Source organism: Flavobacterium sp. PLA-DH12 (genome assembly GCF_059511845.1).
Window position 1 is genome coordinate 526,361 of record NZ_JCAMPD010000002.1, and the last position, 16,150, is coordinate 542,510.

The 16,150-nt window shown below is 34.2% G+C and carries 15 protein-coding genes; 12 read left to right on the plus strand and 3 right to left on the minus strand.

All coding sequences use genetic code 11. The annotated features are described in order from the left end of the window. Positions 1 to 4: 4 nt before the first annotated feature. The 12 genes from rnc to AC5ZCW_RS05555 all read left to right on the plus strand — a co-directional run bounded on the left by rnc (position 5) and on the right by AC5ZCW_RS05555 (position 14,328). Positions 5 to 745 carry a ribonuclease III gene (rnc, locus tag AC5ZCW_RS05500; protein WP_177211413.1) on the plus strand — a complete coding sequence of 247 codons (741 nt, stop codon included), beginning with the start codon at positions 5 to 7 and terminating at the stop codon, positions 743 to 745. Between the two features lie 125 nt (positions 746 to 870). After that, complete coding sequence (locus AC5ZCW_RS05505) at positions 871 to 1,359, plus strand: IPExxxVDY family protein (RefSeq protein WP_095930692.1); 489 nt, start codon at positions 871 to 873, stop codon at positions 1,357 to 1,359. Between the two features lie 5 nt (positions 1,360 to 1,364). After that, on the plus strand, positions 1,365 to 2,798 hold the full coding sequence (pyk, locus tag AC5ZCW_RS05510; protein WP_343540574.1) for a pyruvate kinase: 1,434 nt from the start codon (positions 1,365 to 1,367) through the stop codon (positions 2,796 to 2,798). A gap of 609 nt (positions 2,799 to 3,407) precedes the next feature. Next, the gene (locus tag AC5ZCW_RS05515; RefSeq protein WP_343540572.1) at positions 3,408 to 5,087 is read left to right on the plus strand and encodes an arylsulfatase; all 1,680 of its coding nucleotides are present in this window, start codon (positions 3,408 to 3,410) and stop codon (positions 5,085 to 5,087) included. Between the two features lie 61 nt (positions 5,088 to 5,148). Next, positions 5,149 to 6,162, plus strand: a complete 1,014-nt coding sequence (locus AC5ZCW_RS05520; RefSeq protein WP_343540571.1) for an HAD family hydrolase — start codon at positions 5,149 to 5,151, stop codon at positions 6,160 to 6,162. Positions 6,163 to 6,227: 65 nt separating this feature from the next. Beyond that, a complete protein-coding gene (locus AC5ZCW_RS05525; protein WP_496118380.1) occupies positions 6,228 to 7,031 on the plus strand; it encodes a hypothetical protein in 804 nt (267 codons plus the stop codon). 41 nt (positions 7,032 to 7,072) lie between these two features. Continuing rightward, positions 7,073 to 8,473 carry a DUF2252 domain-containing protein gene (locus AC5ZCW_RS05530; RefSeq protein WP_496118382.1) on the plus strand — a complete coding sequence of 467 codons (1,401 nt, stop codon included), beginning with the start codon at positions 7,073 to 7,075 and terminating at the stop codon, positions 8,471 to 8,473. Positions 8,474 to 8,771: 298 nt separating this feature from the next. Then, positions 8,772 to 9,350: a DUF4136 domain-containing protein gene (locus tag AC5ZCW_RS05535; RefSeq protein WP_111422276.1), complete on the plus strand. Its 579-nt coding sequence runs from the start codon at positions 8,772 to 8,774 to the stop codon at positions 9,348 to 9,350. Positions 9,351 to 9,480: 130 nt separating this feature from the next. Then, the gene (locus tag AC5ZCW_RS05540; RefSeq protein WP_343540565.1) at positions 9,481 to 10,656 is read left to right on the plus strand and encodes a helix-turn-helix domain-containing protein; all 1,176 of its coding nucleotides are present in this window, start codon (positions 9,481 to 9,483) and stop codon (positions 10,654 to 10,656) included. 45 nt (positions 10,657 to 10,701) lie between these two features. Beyond that, positions 10,702 to 11,670 carry a SphA family protein gene (locus AC5ZCW_RS05545; RefSeq protein WP_496118384.1) on the plus strand — a complete coding sequence of 323 codons (969 nt, stop codon included), beginning with the start codon at positions 10,702 to 10,704 and terminating at the stop codon, positions 11,668 to 11,670. 79 nt (positions 11,671 to 11,749) lie between these two features. Continuing rightward, positions 11,750 to 12,910, plus strand: coding sequence for a BamA/TamA family outer membrane protein (locus tag AC5ZCW_RS05550; protein WP_496118386.1), 1,161 nt, complete (start codon positions 11,750 to 11,752; stop codon positions 12,908 to 12,910). A gap of 221 nt (positions 12,911 to 13,131) precedes the next feature. Next, positions 13,132 to 14,328 (plus strand): C1 family peptidase, encoded by a 1,197-nt coding sequence (locus tag AC5ZCW_RS05555; RefSeq protein WP_343540561.1) that lies wholly within the window; start codon positions 13,132 to 13,134, stop codon positions 14,326 to 14,328. Positions 14,329 to 14,420: 92 nt separating this feature from the next. Here the strand turns inward: AC5ZCW_RS05555 and AC5ZCW_RS05560 are convergent, their stop codons facing one another. The 3 genes from AC5ZCW_RS05560 to AC5ZCW_RS05570 all read right to left on the minus strand — a co-directional run bounded on the left by AC5ZCW_RS05560 (position 14,421) and on the right by AC5ZCW_RS05570 (position 15,983). Then, positions 14,421 to 14,858, minus strand: a complete 438-nt coding sequence (locus AC5ZCW_RS05560; RefSeq protein WP_496118388.1) for a hypothetical protein — start codon at positions 14,856 to 14,858, stop codon at positions 14,421 to 14,423. A 1-nt stretch (position 14,859) separates the two neighbouring features. After that, positions 14,860 to 15,441, minus strand: a complete 582-nt coding sequence (locus AC5ZCW_RS05565; RefSeq protein WP_496118390.1) for a Panacea domain-containing protein — start codon at positions 15,439 to 15,441, stop codon at positions 14,860 to 14,862. A gap of 143 nt (positions 15,442 to 15,584) precedes the next feature. Beyond that, a complete protein-coding gene (locus AC5ZCW_RS05570) occupies positions 15,585 to 15,983 on the minus strand; it encodes a helix-turn-helix domain-containing protein (protein WP_496118392.1) in 399 nt (132 codons plus the stop codon). Positions 15,984 to 16,150 lie beyond the last annotated feature (167 nt).

Here is a 16,150-nt window from a genome sequence, read left to right on the forward strand (position 1 = left end):
GTATATGAATATTATCAAAAAAATATTTTCTAAATCCCGTTCTCTAGAAGACGGGATTTTTTTTGACACTATTCAGAAAATTCTTGGTTTTCAGCCTTCAAGTATAGATTTTTACAGACGTGCATTTACACATCGTTCATCTAATAAATTAGATCAGAATGGGCATCCTATTAATTATGAGCGTTTAGAATTTTTAGGAGATGCTATGTTAAGTGCTGTCATTGCTGCGCATTTGTTTAATAAAGCTCCAAATGGCGATGAAGGTTATTTAACCAAAATGCGTTCTAAAATTGTGAGCCGTGAACATTTGAATGAATTAGGTAAAGATTTAAATTTAGTGCAATTTGTAGAAAGCAAAGTGCCAATTCAGCATTTTGGAGAAAACATTCACGGTAATATTTTTGAATCTCTTATAGGAGCTATTTATTTAGATAAAGGCTATTCTTTTTGCGAAAAATTTATTCAAAAAAGAGTAGTGACACCTTATGTCGATATTGCGCGACTAGAAGGAAAAGTTATTAGTTATAAAAGTCTCGTTATCGAATGGTGCCAGAAAGAAAAAAGAGTTTTTCATTATGACATTTTTGAAGATAACGGAATAGACGGCCAGCGATTATTTGGTGTTAAATTAAGTATTGATGACAAAGTTGTTGCGAGAGCAAGAGCAACTTCAAAAAAGAAAGCCGAAGAGAAAGCCTCTCAGAGAGCTTATTTTGCGTTTCAAGAAAAAATTGACAAGAAATAGCTGCAAAAATGTTGTAACTATCACAATGCTACAACGTTTTCGTTTATAATTTAACAAAACAAGCATGTCATAACTGTTGAAGCTCCGTTTAGAAATAGTATATTTACAACTTGATTTTTCAAGACATGGCTATTCATAAATTGGATTTAGACGAATTTGACGAAATTGATTATTATTTAATGGCAATTCATACTTCATTAGAAGATTATAGATTGGCCTATTTTATCAATAAAATCCTTCCGATCAACTTAAGTAAGAGCAAAAACGAGATCCATGCTCAAACTAAGGAAGGTGAAGCAAATTTTTCTAGATTCTATTATTATGATGAAGAAAAAGCTGTTTCCTGGAATTTAATTCAGAATAAAAATGAAATCATTTCTGTGAGTACAAATGATTTCCAGAATTTGTTTTCTAATGAAACAAGTGAGGTTTCTACAACAATTCATTTACTTCCTGAATTCAAGAAAGTCGATTTTTTCCTGAAAATTGATAATAGCGAAGAGGCGCTTAATTTTTCAGAAATTCAACAAAAATTAAACACAATAGAAAGTATTGCGGCTATTTATGCTGTGGATACTGATAAAATAAAATCAAAAAACAATCTAATTTTTTAAAAAAAATGTTAACAAACAAGAAAACCAAAATTGTTGCTACACTTGGCCCCGCTTGTAGTACAAGAGAGATCATTAAAGATATGATCGATGCAGGTGTTAATGTGTTTAGAATCAATTTTTCGCATGCAGATTATGAAGGAGTAAAAGAAAAAATCAATATCATTAGAGGCTTAAACGAAGAGTTTGGTTACACAACTGCTATCCTTGGGGATTTGCAAGGACCAAAACTTAGAGTTGGTGTAATGGAAGAAGGTACTGTTGTAAATGATGGAGACGAAATCACTTTTACAACTGCTGAAGATATTATCGGAACATCAAAAAGAGTGTTCATGAAATATCAAAATTTCCCAAATGATGTGAACCCAGGAGAGCGTATCTTGCTTGATGATGGTAAACTTATTTTCGAAATTGTTTCTACAGATAAAAAAACTGAGGTTGTTGCTAAAGTTATTCAAGGTGGAGAATTAAAATCTAAAAAAGGAGTTAATCTTCCAAACACAAAAATTTCTTTACCAGCTTTAACTGAAAAAGATATTGCAGATGCGATTTTTGCCGTTGAGCAAAAAGTAGACTGGATCGCACTTTCATTTGTGAAAACACCACGTGATTTACAAGATTTACAAGAATTAATCGCGAAACATTCAGATGTTAAAATTCCAATCGTTGCTAAAATTGAAATGCCAGAAGCTCTTGAGAACATGGATAAAATTGTAGCATATTGTGATGGTTTAATGGTTGCTCGTGGAGATCTTGGTGTTGAGCTTCCAGCTCACGAAGTTCCGTTGGTGCAAAAAGATTTGATTAGAAGAGCTAAAACGGCTAGAATTCCTGTTATCGTTGCGACTCAAATGATGGAGACAATGATTACAAGTTTAACTCCAACTAGAGCAGAGGTAAACGACGTTGCTAACTCAGTAATGGACGGAGCTGATGCTGTAATGTTATCTGGAGAAACTGCTACAGGAAACTATCCAGTACAAGTAATTCAAAGAATGGCACAAATTTGCGAAGCTGTAGAAAACTCTCCGCTTATTCAAGTTCCTCAAAATACACCACAAATCAAAACTAAACGTTTCGTTACTAAAACAGTTTGCCACCAAGCAGCTTTATTAGCAAATGAAATCGAAGCTAAAGCAATTTGTACTTTGACAAATAGCGGTTATACGGCGTTCCAAATTTCGGCTTGGAGACCATCAACAGCTCATATTTTAGTATTTACTTCAAACAGAAGAATCTTAACACAATTGAATTTATTATGGGGAGTTAAATCTTTCTACTATGATAATGAAGAAAGTACAGACGATACTGTGACAGATGTAAATCAAATTGCAATCGAGAAAGGTTATGCGCAAAAAGGAGATTATTTAATCAACCTTGCTGCAATGCCAATTAAAGATAAAGGAATGGTTAACACGATGAGAGTTTCTGAAATCGAATAACAATCCTTCAAATAATTTTAAAAAGCCGCTTATTTTTTAAGCGGCTTTTTGTTTTTTTAAACTTTTTTATAAAAGTAAAATACTTTTCGAATTTGATATTTTGTTTTTTTTGAATCATTTTAGGACTTAATTCTCTGGTAATCTGACAAAATTTTAGACGAAAAAAAAGATATTTTTTGTTTCGTTTCACTAAAATTTCAAAAAATATCTATACAGAAAATCATCTCAAGCTATTTTTTGCTCTCTTTCCACTCTGTCATAACTAAAGATCTAACTTCTTAATTTTCTGTTAGTTTGATATGTTCCATTTTGTAAAATGAAACATTTTGGTGCAGATTCTCCAATTATCTTGTTTCATTTTATAAAATGAAACAAGCTCATGCCGAATAAACACGATTGTTCGCTCTTTTATTAGTTAATTTGAGATACTTAAGAAAAAGTTAAAAATATTCTGTTTCAGATTTTAAAATAAAATGAATTTGAAACACATCAAAAAAATGCAACCTTGTTGGAGAGTATTTTTTGAAAGCGTACCATTTTCCCCATTTGTTTTTTTTGGATTTTCAAGCTCATATAAATAACAAGAATCATTAACGAATTTTTATTATCATGAAACAAGTCAAATTTAAGTGCGGATTTGCAGATACTTTAAAGGTATTGGCATTGCTGTTTTTTTCGGGAGTTTCTGTTACAGCACAGAGCAAAAAACCAAATATTCTGGTGCTTTGGGGTGATGATATTGGAACGACTAATATTAGTGCCTATAGTGATGGAGTTATGGGATATACAACCCCTAATATTGACCGTTTGGCTAATGAGGGACTAAGGTTTTTACATTATTATGGAGAGCAAAGCTGTACTGCCGGACGTGCGGCATTTTTAACGGGACAGCATGGTCTTCGTACTGGTCTTACAAAAGTAGGTTTTCCTGGAGCTCCCATGGGAATGAGTCAGCTAGATCCATCTGTAGGAGGAATTATGAAAAGCTTAGGATATGTAACGGGACAATTTGGTAAAAATCACGTAGGAGACCGAAATGAAAGTTTACCAACAGTTAATGGTTTTGATGAATTCTTTGGAAATCTGTATCACTTAAATGCGGAAGAAGAGCCAGAATTACCAGATTATCCAAAAGATCCAGAATATTTGAAAAAATTTGGACCTAGAGGGGTTTTAAAATGTACAGCAACAAATGTTGATGATCCAACAACTGATCCTCGCTTTGGTAGAGTAGGAAAACAAAAAATTGAAGACACAGGAGCACTTACTAAAAAAAGAATGGAAACCGTTGATGATGAAACTTCTGCAGCAGCAATCGATTTTATCAAGAGACAAAGTGCATCTGGAAAACCATTTTTCTGCTGGTTCAACGCTACTCGTATGCACCTGCGTACGCATGTTAGAAAAGAGCATAGAGGAAGATATACGCATGGAGATAGCGAATATATTGATGGTATGATCGAACATGATGAAACTATTGGAAGCATCTTGAAAGCATTGGATGATTTAGGAATTGCTGATAATACGATTGTAGTGTATTCTACAGATAATGGTCCTCATATGAATACATGGCCAGATGCAGCAATGACACCATATCGTTCAGAAAAAAACACTAACTGGGAAGGAGCTTTCCGTGTACCATGTATTGTACGCTGGCCAGGGCATATCAAACCAGGAACTGTAACTACTGAATTGATGAGCCATAATGACTGGATTCCTACATTCGCTTCAATTGCAGGAGAGCCAGATATTGTCAATAAACTTTTAAAAGGTTACTCCGCAAATGGAAAAACATACAAAGTGCATTTGGACGGTTTTGATCAAAGTAAATTTTTAGAAGGTAAAACTCCAAAAAGTGCTAGAGATAAATTCTTTTATACAGATGATGACGGACTTTTGGTAGGTTTGAGAGAAGGAGATTATAAATATGTTTTTGCGGAGCAACGCTTAGAAGGTACAATGGGAGTTTGGGCAGAGCCGTTTACAAAACTTCGTCTGCAAAAGATATTTAATTTGTACCAAGATCCTTATGAAAGAGCCGATATAACTTCAAATTCATTTTGGGAATGGCAATTAAATCATGTGCAAATGATGTACGGAGCAATACAAGATGTAGTTGTTTTTGCAGAAACATTCAAAGAATATCCTCCAAGATCAATTCCTCCAAGCTTCTCTGCTTATACTATTATGGAAGAAGCTATGAAAGATATCAAAGCAAAACAATATATAGAGAAAAATGTTTTGCCTAAAGTAAAAGAAGAAGAGACAGCTTCAAAAAAGAAAAAATAAATAATCTAAAAAGAGATTCAGGTTGAAAAATCTGAATCTCTTTTACTAACATAAAAACATCATGAAAAAAAGTATATATATATTGTCGTTGGTGGTTTTGTTTTTCTTTTCCTGTAAAAAATCGGATACAGTAACTTCTCCAACAGAAAATAAACAAGCAGAAACTACTGCAACAAATGGTGATCCGTTGCCAAGCTGGAATGATGGAGCGTTAAAAAAAGATATTATTGCTTATGTTGAAAAAGTAACCAAAGAAGGAAGTCCAGATTTTATTCCGGTAGAAAGCAGAATTGCGACCTTTGATAACGATGGGACTTTATGGGCTGAAAAACCATACGTTCAAGAACTTTTTGCTTTTTATAGAGTTAAAAAGATGGTAGAAACAAAACCTGAATTGGCACAAAAACAGCCTTTTAAGGCAGTTATAGAGAAAGACAAAACGTTCTTCGAAAAAGGAGGTGATAAAGCACTTATAGAACTCGTTGCAGCAACTCATACTGGAATGACCGAAGATGAATTTGAAGCTTCTGTTAATGACTTTTTTAAAACGGCACAATATCCGGGTAAAAATGTTCCAGTAAAACAAATGCGTTATCAGCCTCAATTAGAGCTATTGAACTATCTCCGTGCTAACGGATTCAAAACCTATATCGTTACTGGCGGAACAATCGAAGTCGTACGAGCAATATCTCAAGATTTTTATGGAATTCCGAAAGATCAGGTGGTAGGAACTTCTTTTAAATATAAATATGATGCAGCTAAAAATGCAGTACAGCGAGAAGCAGCTTTAGATCATTTTAATGATAAAGAAGGAAAACCAGTTGGTATTCAGTTGCACATTGGACAGCGACCTGTTTTTGCTTGTGGTAACGAAGGTGGTGCAGGCGATATTGCGATGCTGAAATATTCTCAAGGAAATAAATATCCTTCTTTTCAATTGCTTGTAAATCATAATGATTCTATAAGAGAATATAAATATCAAGAAAAGGATAATACATCATTAAATGCTGCAGCTCAAAACAAGTGGCATGTTGTAGATATGCAGAAAGATTGGAAAAAAGTTTTTGCAGATTAAATAAAAAAGTTTGCCGTATAAAGGTTAAAGAGTCGAAGTTTTTTTAGTAAATAAATTTAAGCCGTATGAAAAATTCTTTTTTAGCAATAGCATTGATGCTTGTAACTTTTACAATTTCGGCTCAGGAAGAAGCTGCAAAATCAGGAAACAGTGCACAAGAACTTGCCGATAAAATGGCAAATCCCGTGGCGAGTTTGATTAGCGTTCCGCTGCAAAATAATCTTACTTATGGAATTGGTCCTTATAATGGAATAAAATACCAGATCAATATACAGCCTGTTGTTCCTTTTAAGCTGAGTGAAAATTTAAATTTAATTACACGTTATATTCTTCCGGTTGTAGATCAGCAAGATGTTACAGGAGAAAACACTCATGAATTTGGTTTAAGCGATGCGACAGTAACAGCTTTTTTTGCGCCAAAAAGTAAAAAATTAATTTATGGAATTGGTCCTGCTTTTTTAGTGCCAACTGCTACAGAAAAACTTTTAGGAACCGAAAAATTCGGAATTGGACCAAGCGTTTTGGTCATGCATCAAGGCAAAGGGCTTTCTATAGGTTTTTTGGCCAATCAAATTTGGTCTGTTGCAGGAAATGCCGACAGAGCAGATTTCAACCAGTTTTATACCCAAATATTTCTAACACATAGCTATAAAAGTGGCGCAAGTCTAGGTGTTACTTCAGAAATAACGCAAAACTGGCAAGGAAATACAACTCTTATAACTCTTAGTCCAAACGTTGGTGCAATTACAAAATTAGGAGGTCAGACGATGCAATTTGCTGTTATGCCTTTAATACCAATCGTTGGACACCAGTCTATAAAACCAGATTGGGGATTAAGAGCGGTCGTAGCATTTATATTTCCACAATAATAAAACCGTTTAAAAGGTCTTTTTAATTATTTATCGGAATTATGGAAGAAGATTCAAAACATACAGCCGAAACCCCATTTAACCCGATTGCATCAAAGGCAGAACGTTATGAAAAAGGAGCTTCGATTAGAAAGAAAATTCCTTTGGAGAAACACAGGGAATGGAATTCTTTTAAAAGCCGTAAAAATCCAGTAGATATTTTGATTCAGACCGGCGAAGGAAGAGTTGAAAGTCTGTTGCCTATTCGGTATAGAAGAATGATGGAATCTCCTTTTGCATTTTACAGAGGCGCCGCTGCTATCATGGCTGCCGATTTGGCTCATACTCCTGTATCTGGAATAAATCTCCAGCTTTGCGGTGATTGCCACTTGATGAATTTTGGCGGATTTGCAACTCCAGAACGCAAATTGGTTTTTGATATTAATGATTTTGACGAAACTTTTCCTGGACCGTGGGAGTGGGATGTAAAAAGACTGGCTGCAAGTTTTGTTATTGCCGGAAGATGGCGAAAATTCTCCCATAAAAACTGTAAAGAATTTGCTTGGAATGTTGCAGATAGCTATAAAAGGCATATGTTGGATTATAGTAAATTGTCTGCACTTCAAATCTGGTATGCCGATATTGATTTGGCAGAACTGATCGAATTAGGCCGAGATAAAGAATTTAAAGAATTTGACCAGAAAAGAATTAAAAAGGCATCAGAGTATACCGCTCACGAAAAGGAATTTGCAAAGATGACCTATTTTGACGGAGCTAGAGCACGTATAAAAGACGATCCACCCTTGATATTTCACCCAACAGGAGAACTTGAAAAACAAGTGGCAAAAGAAGGCGAAATTATTCATAATAGATATTTGGAATCCCTCTCGGAAGAAAAACAGGTTTTATTAAGCAGATATAAGCTTCATGATATTGTTATAAAAGTAGTGGGTGTTGGCAGTGTTGGAACATTGTGTGGCATTAGTCTGCTAATGTCGGCAACAGGAGAACCTATTTTTTTACAGTTTAAAGAAGCCCGAAAAAGCGTCTTGGAAGGAAATGTAAAAGCAAAAGGAAAATACAGCCATCAAGGCGAACGTATTGTAATGGGACAAAAGCTAATGCAGTCTGCATCGGATATGTTTTTAGGATGGACAGACGATAGCAAAAATAGATTCTTCTACATCCGTCAGCTAAGAGATGCCAAAGTAAAACCGGTTCTAGAAGTTATGAAGTCCAAAAATATGGCAGAATATGCCAAAGCTTGTGGATGGGCGCTTGCAAGAGCTCACGCACGTTCGGGAGATCCGTCTTTAATTTCGGGTTATATTGGAGATACAAACGAGTTTGCCGATGCCATTTCAGAATTTTCGGTTTTGTACGCCGATCAAAACGAATCGGATTATAATAAAATGCTCGAAGCGATAAAGCATGGAAAACTACCAATAGCTGCAGAAATCTGATTCTTTACAATTAAAAGGAATAGGACAGATATGTAGCTGTACAAAGTAAATAAAACTTTAAAAAATCTTAAAATATTGAACAAAATATGCTTGAAAACCACAAAGTAAGATTTTATTTATTTAATACTGTTAATTAAAGAAAATGATTTATCTTTGAGAGTGATCTAAGTAATTGTTTAGTAATGGTTTGTGTTATATGAGCAATTATTGACATCTGTTCCGCCCCACGTTCAAGATTTTTACGATTTTAATACATGAGTTAAACTGATTTAATTATTAATTTAATAAATACCACAACATGAATATTAAAAGAACAAGTCTTCGTATAATCCCAGTCTTATTTTTGGGTTTATTTTACAGCTGCTCTCCAACTGTAAAAGTTACAACTGATTATGATCATTCTGCTAACTTCAGCGAATACAAAACTTTTGCGGTTTATGACTTAAAAGCGCAGCAAGGCCAAGTAAATCAGTTAAATGTTGATCGTGTTGCAAAAGCAATTCGAAACGAAATGCTGGCAAAAGGATTTACAGAATCTAGTAATCCTGACTTAAAAGTGAATGCCGTTTCTATCCTAAAAAACAAAACATCGGTTAGTGCTAACACAGACTTTTACGGTTATGGCGGAATGTATCGGCCATACGGATATTGGGGAGGTGGTGCTATGATGGGCGGTGCCAATACAACATTTAATACTTACGATTATGTTGATGGTTCCTTGGTTATAGATATCGTATCTACAAAAACAGACAAGCTGGTTTGGCAAGGAATCGGAAATGCCGAGATTGACAGCAGACCAGATAATCCCGAACAATTTATAAACGACGCAATCAAAAAAATATTAACTGGTTTCCCTCCAGGAGCAGTTAAGAAATAATTGCAATAAAACATTTGTACTTGCCATACTTCGGCAAGTACAGTGTTTCTCTTCCTACATACGCCCCCATCGTATTCTATTTTTAAGATTTTAAGAAAAATAATTATTTACTCAAATTAAGCTTAAAAAAATGATCGATATTTTACTTTCCCTTTTCTTTTTTATAGCCACAATTGCTGGCCTTGCTACTGCAATTATGGTTTTATTTTCAAAAAAAAATTACTCAAAAAGTTTCTTTTTAGGAATGTTTCTGCTGAGTTTGGCGGTAGTGAGTATCTACAATTTTTATTTATCGGCCAATATCTTCAAAGAATTTCCAGATTTATTTATTATTACAAAATCCTTTATTTTTCTGGCAGCACCTTGTTCTTTTTTATATGTTCGAAATATTTTAACGTTAGACAAAAGTTTCAGAAAATACGACTGGATGCATTTTATTCCTTTTACAGTATACTTCACCTTAACGCTTTTTGTATACATTGGAAGTTTTACTAATCTAAAAATCGTCGATTTTATAGCAGCAAAAATCAGAAATCCGTTTTCTATTTTGACCTTGACCATTTGGCTTTCCTATGTCTTTTTTCAAACCATGTTGATTTTAAACTATGATCTGAAAAAATTTAAAGGCAACCAATTTCATCGAGCCAAAGTAATCAACTGGATCAGGGTTTATAACCTTATGATTTTGTTTCTTTTCTCGGCACTTTTTGTGCATCATTTTTTATCAAGAAAAGTTGGAGTTGTAGACCTTTCTTGTTATTTCTTGATTTCATCTGTATTGTTTTTTACTGTTGGATGGCTTTATTTCAGACCTCAGATTTTTCACGACGAAGAAGAAACATTCGATTTTGTGGTAGACAATACTGTAGTGGTAAAAACAAAAGAAACTAAAAATACACTGCCAATAACAAACGAATTAACGTTAGAAAAACGAGAAGAATACCTTTTAAAACTGGATTATGTTTTAAACTCTAAAAATCTGTTTTTAAAGAAAGATTTCGTAATCAGAGATTTGGCAGACGAAACAGGAATATCGGTACACCATTTATCCAATTTGATTAATTCTGAATTCGGACTTCATTTTCAGGATTATGTAAACCTTAAAAGGATTGAATATTTTAAAGACAAAATAAACGATCCAGAATGGAAAGATTTATCGTTAGAAGGCATGGCTTGGGGTTCTGGTTTTAAATCCCGAACAACTTGTTTTAGAGCATTTATAAAGCATACAGGGAAATCTCCTTCCGAATATTTTAAAACCATCAGAATAAATCCGGATCGTACAGGATCATATTACTTCAAGTAAAATTAGTAATGGCTATTGCATCATCTTAATTTAAAATATTCTGCCATGAAATTAGAAATTGATAATTCGGGAAGAAAAGTGCAGTCAGTTTTTGCGGTAATAATGGTATTGATTTCTGTTTATTGTAATGCACAATTAAAAGGAGGACATATTCTTGGTGCTATGGGATTGCAATCGGGAACTCAGGCTCCAGAGAAAACCTTGAGCGTCTATATTCCAGGTTATATTTATGCCGCATCTTCTTTGCGAAATGGCAACGGAGACAATATTGGAAATCCCGATCTTACTATGTTCATAACAGGTGTTGGAGCTAATTATGTAACCGATTTTAAAATTTTGGGCGCCAATTACGGAGCCACAATTTTGCTGGCGGGTGCTTCTAACACTATTCAAGGAAGTTATGTTGATTCTAAAAGCGATTTTGCTTTTACAGATATGTACATACAGCCCGTTCAGTTAGGCTGGCACAATAAAAGAGCCGACTTTGTTTTCGGTTATCAATTGTATCTGCCAACAGGAAAATATGAATTGGGAGCTAGCAACAACAGCGGTTTAGGAATGTTCATGAATGAATTTTCGGCAGGAACAACTTTATATTTTAATGACAAGAAAACATTCCATTTTTCAGCTTTGGCTGCTTATGAAATCAACGGAAGAAAGAAAGATACCGATATTAAAACAGGTGATATTTTAAGCATTGAAGGCGGTTTAGGAAAAACATTTTATTGCATGAATGCCGAAAAAACCGCACCAAAAGGCATATTCAATGCGGGTTTGATTTATTACCTGCAATATAAAGTGTCAAACGACAGAATTCCTGTAGGGAGCATTTTGGTTATTGAACCAGACAAAGATAAAGTGGGCGGACTAGGAGCTGAGGTGAATTACTTGCATCTTGGCAGTATGACATCGGCTGGTTTTAGATGGATTGGAGAAGTAAATGCAGTAAACAGATTTCAGGGAAATACCTTTTTTATAACGTTGGCACACGTTTTCAACTTTAATAAAAAATAATTTCTGAATTGTATTTCAGTAGATTTCAAGATTTTTTTGCGATGAAATAAAAATTTAAATCTAAAACGATAAATAGTCTATGAAAAACAAAAAAACAACAAAAAGAAGCGTTCTGTTTTTGCTTTGCATGATTGTATCGTTTAATTTTTTAAATGCACAAAAGCATCAAACTGTTTTAAAAGATTCTTTAGATGGAGCTTTCGATTTAAGTGATTTTCTTATTTATGCCAACGGATTCATAGTCGTGCCAACCATTATTACAGAACCGGCCGTAGGAGGATTTGGAGGTGCAGTTGCCCCAATTTTTCTAAAAAAACGCGCTCCCGTAATCGAAGCAGACGGAAGAAAACGATTTGTAAATCCTGATATTACAGGAGGAATCGGAATGTATACGGCCAACAAAAGCTGGCTTGCAGGAGCTTTTAGATCTGCAACGCTTGTAAAACCTAAAATTCTTTATCGAGCTTTTGCGGCTTATGGCGATATGAATTTATCTTTTTATGCCAATAATCTGCCGAATCATAATGACGAAGAATTTAAGCTCAATTTTAAATCGACTATTTTTTATACGCAATGGCTCAAACAATTTAATAATGCCAAATGGAGCGCTGGACCGCAGTACTTATTTTTAAATTCTAAAATAAACTTGCCCGATTTAGATCTTCCGCCACCATTTGTAGATCCTAAAGATATTAAAAGCACCATAAGTCAGCTTGGAGCCGCGCTCCAGTTTGACGGACGCGACAATATATTTACGCCAGATAAAGGAGTAAGAGTCCAAACCGATTTTTTCTGGTCAGATAAAGCACTGGGAAGCGATTATCAGGCATGGCGTATCAATTTATCGGCAATTGGATATTATCCGTTGGCGAAAACTCTAATTGGCGGACTAAGGATTGAAGGAGAGCAGGCGTTGGGGAGTCCGCCTTTTTATTTACAGCCTGGAATTAACATGCGAGGAATTCCTGCTGCCCGTTATATGGGAAAAACAAGCATTGTATCTGAACTCGAATTTAGATGGGATTTGTACCGAAGATGGAGCCTCATGGGATTTGGAGGTCTCGCAAGCGCCTTTAACGATTGGGATCAAGCCTTTGCAAAACCCGTTGTTTACAGCTACGGAACTGGTTTTAGATACCTCATTGCCAGAAAATTCAAACTTCGTATGGGAGTCGATGTGGCCAAAGGAAATGAAGAATGGGCGTACTATATCGTTTTTGGAAGTAACTGGATGCGATAGCCAGAAAAGCAAAAAACTTGTAAGAAGTTAATTTATAAATAATAAACCTAAAAAGCCTTAATAACGTGTTATTGAGGCTTTTTTGTGTTAAATACCTTAATAATTTATGCCGTTAAGAAAATATTAACAATTAAACATTGCACAAATTGTATAATATTTAATTGTTTTGTAACAAATTGGAAACATTGGAGACTAATTTTGTTAAATCTTAAACATAACTTATGAATACATTTTCATTCAAATCAGTGTTTGCCGCTTCAATCTTTTTGGCTGGAACTGCAGGCTGTTTTGCGCAAGACGTCTTAGTAAATTCACTTAAACTAAATGCTAGCGACAAAAGTAAAGAGAACTTCAAATTTACAGAAGTAATCAACCTAGGAACAACATCGGTAAAATCTCAAGGATCATCTGGAACTTGCTGGAGCTACTCAACTAACTCATTCTTAGAGTCAGAAATGATTCGTTTAGGAAAACAGCCTGTTGAGCTTTCTCAAATTTATTCTGCAAGAAACGTGTATGTAGAAAAAGGGATTAACTATGTTCGTATGCACGGAGCAATTACACTTGGAGATGGAGGAGCTTTACATGATGTAATTAACATGTACAAAAAATACGGAACTGTGCCTAGAGAAGTTTACACAGGATTAAACTACGGAACAGACAAAAACAAATTTGCTGAAATGGGCGCTCTTATCGAAGGTGTTCTTGCAGCAGTGGTGAAAAACCCGAACGGAGAATTGACTCCAAACTGGCAAAAAGCATATTCAGCTGTTATTGATTCTTATTTAGGAAAAGTGCCAGATAACTTTACTTATAAAGGAAAAAACTATACGCCACAATCTTTTGCTAAAGAAGTAGTAGGAATTAACCCAGACGAGTATGTAGAGATGTCATCTTTTACAAATGCTCCATACTACCAAAAAACCACTATGATGGTGCCAGACAACTGGTCATTGGATCAAGTTTACAACGTAAAATTGAACGATATGACAGACGTTATCGACAATGCACTTAAAAAAGGATACACTGTAGCTTGGGCAACAGATGTTAGCGAGAAAAGCTTTAGCTGGAAAAACGGTGTGGCTTACGTAGCATCTAAAAAATTCGACGATATGACGGCTGAAGAAAAAGCAGACATGTTTAACGGACCAAAAGCAGAACCAGAAATTACTCCAGAAATGCGTCAAGCTGCGTTTGATAACTACACTACAACAGACGACCACGGAATGCACATTATTGGTCTAGCAAAAGATCAAACGGGTAAAGAATACTATATCGTAAAAAATTCTTGGGGAGAAACAAACGATTACAAAGGTTTCTTGTTTGTAACTAAGAACTTCGTAAAATATAAAACTACTGCACTTCTAGTAAACAAAGGAGGAATTCCTGCTGAAATTGCTAAGAAATTAGGGGTTTAATTACCTTAGAGTTTTATAGAAAATAGAAAAGCGCCGTAATCTTTGGATTGCGGCGCTTTTTTTATTTAAAAACCTTGTTTTTTTTAAGGAAATTAGAGTAATTTTTTTATTCTTCTTTTAACAGATGGAGAATTTTTAAAACATTCAATTACTGCGTCAAGTTCTTTTTGATCTAAAATTCCTTTAATCTCGTAATGGAAATCTGGAATTGGATAAGTTTGAAAGAAAAGTGTTTTGTCGATTTCTTTTAACCAACAGCCATGCAAATAAGTGTTTTTGGGAAAGGAGAAGTTACTGTTTGAATCCAAAATGTAATCTGCTTTGAAACAATATGTAGTTTGTTGAGCATGAATTAAGTCTATACAGCCATGATCTATTGTTGTATTAGATGGAAAGTATTCAATGCTTGATGGCAATGAAATTATTAATTGTGCACCATTTACTTCCTTTAAAAGTAAAAAGAATTTATTTTTTGAATCACCATTTTCGAAAACATAATTAGGAATATGTAATAAAGTTCCATCTTTCATATTAACGAATTCTAAATCCGCTCAAACTTGATTCAAGCTTTTTATGATGATTATAAATAGAAAGCTTTACGGGTTCATTTTGTAGAATTTCCTCAAAATTCAATTCAACATTCGAACTATTTTTTACACCCATTTCAAATTTTTCAAGCAGATTGTGACGACATGCAGTGTTGTACCATAAAGAATCTTTTTTATGGGTAAAATTAATTAGAACATAGGCAGGTTGATTCTTTACTGTTTCAGTTAATTTTTCCAAAAGATCTAATTCATTGTCTGAAAACTCATCATCATTAAACGCTTTTTTAGATTTGATATATCTTTTGTTCTCTATAGTATTTATTTCGATATAATCTTTTAAAATTATTGGATCGTCAGAAAGGTCCACAAATATTTCTTGCGATACAGGTCCTAATTGCCAAACTTCATATTTTAGATTTAGAAAAGGTAATCCAAACTCTTTAATAGAAAATTCATCCAATAAATAGAGAATTTTTAAAAGTTTAGTTTTAGATAAATCATCAATTTTATCAGCTAGATAAATGATTGTATTCCCAATTTTTTCTATGTCGTTTTTAAAATGCATATAGATTGCAACATGCTGTTTTTTTGCATGTTAAATTTAGATTTGTAGTGGCAAATTTACGATTATTATTTGAGAACGCCAATAACCTCCGCAGTCTTATCAGTAGATTCTTATAAATTACAAATACAAGGAAACAGAAATTCTTATTTCTCTTTCATCAACCTCTCCAAATACTCCACTTTATCTTTTTCAGCCTGAACCAAACGCTCATAAAGTTCTACAATTTTATCAATCGGGTTGAAAGTACATTCTATTGCATTTGCATTAAAAATGCTATCAGTGATATCGTTGTCATATACATTATTGAAATAATTAACGACGCCTTCATCTGAGAAGCTTTTTATTGAATCAACAGAAACACCCAAAGCTTCCGCAATGGCATTTAGTTTTTCATCATCAACGGTTTCGCTTCCTTCAATATTAGAAATCGTCTGTTGGCTCATGCCAATAGCAATGGCAAGTGCTTCTTGTTTCATTCCTCTAAGCTCACGAATGCGGCTTATGTTTCTCCCGATATGTTTTGGTTTTGTTGCTGTGCTCATACTTCAAAGATATTAAAAATCCTTAAAAATTAGGATATTGGTGAAAGACTATCTTTTTTGGTGAATTACCAAACCAGATGTTTTGTTAGAATGTATTCTATCGTTTATTTAGCTGAAATAAAAATACGATTTTTCTTTCAATAATTATTCGTAACCTAAACCATAAA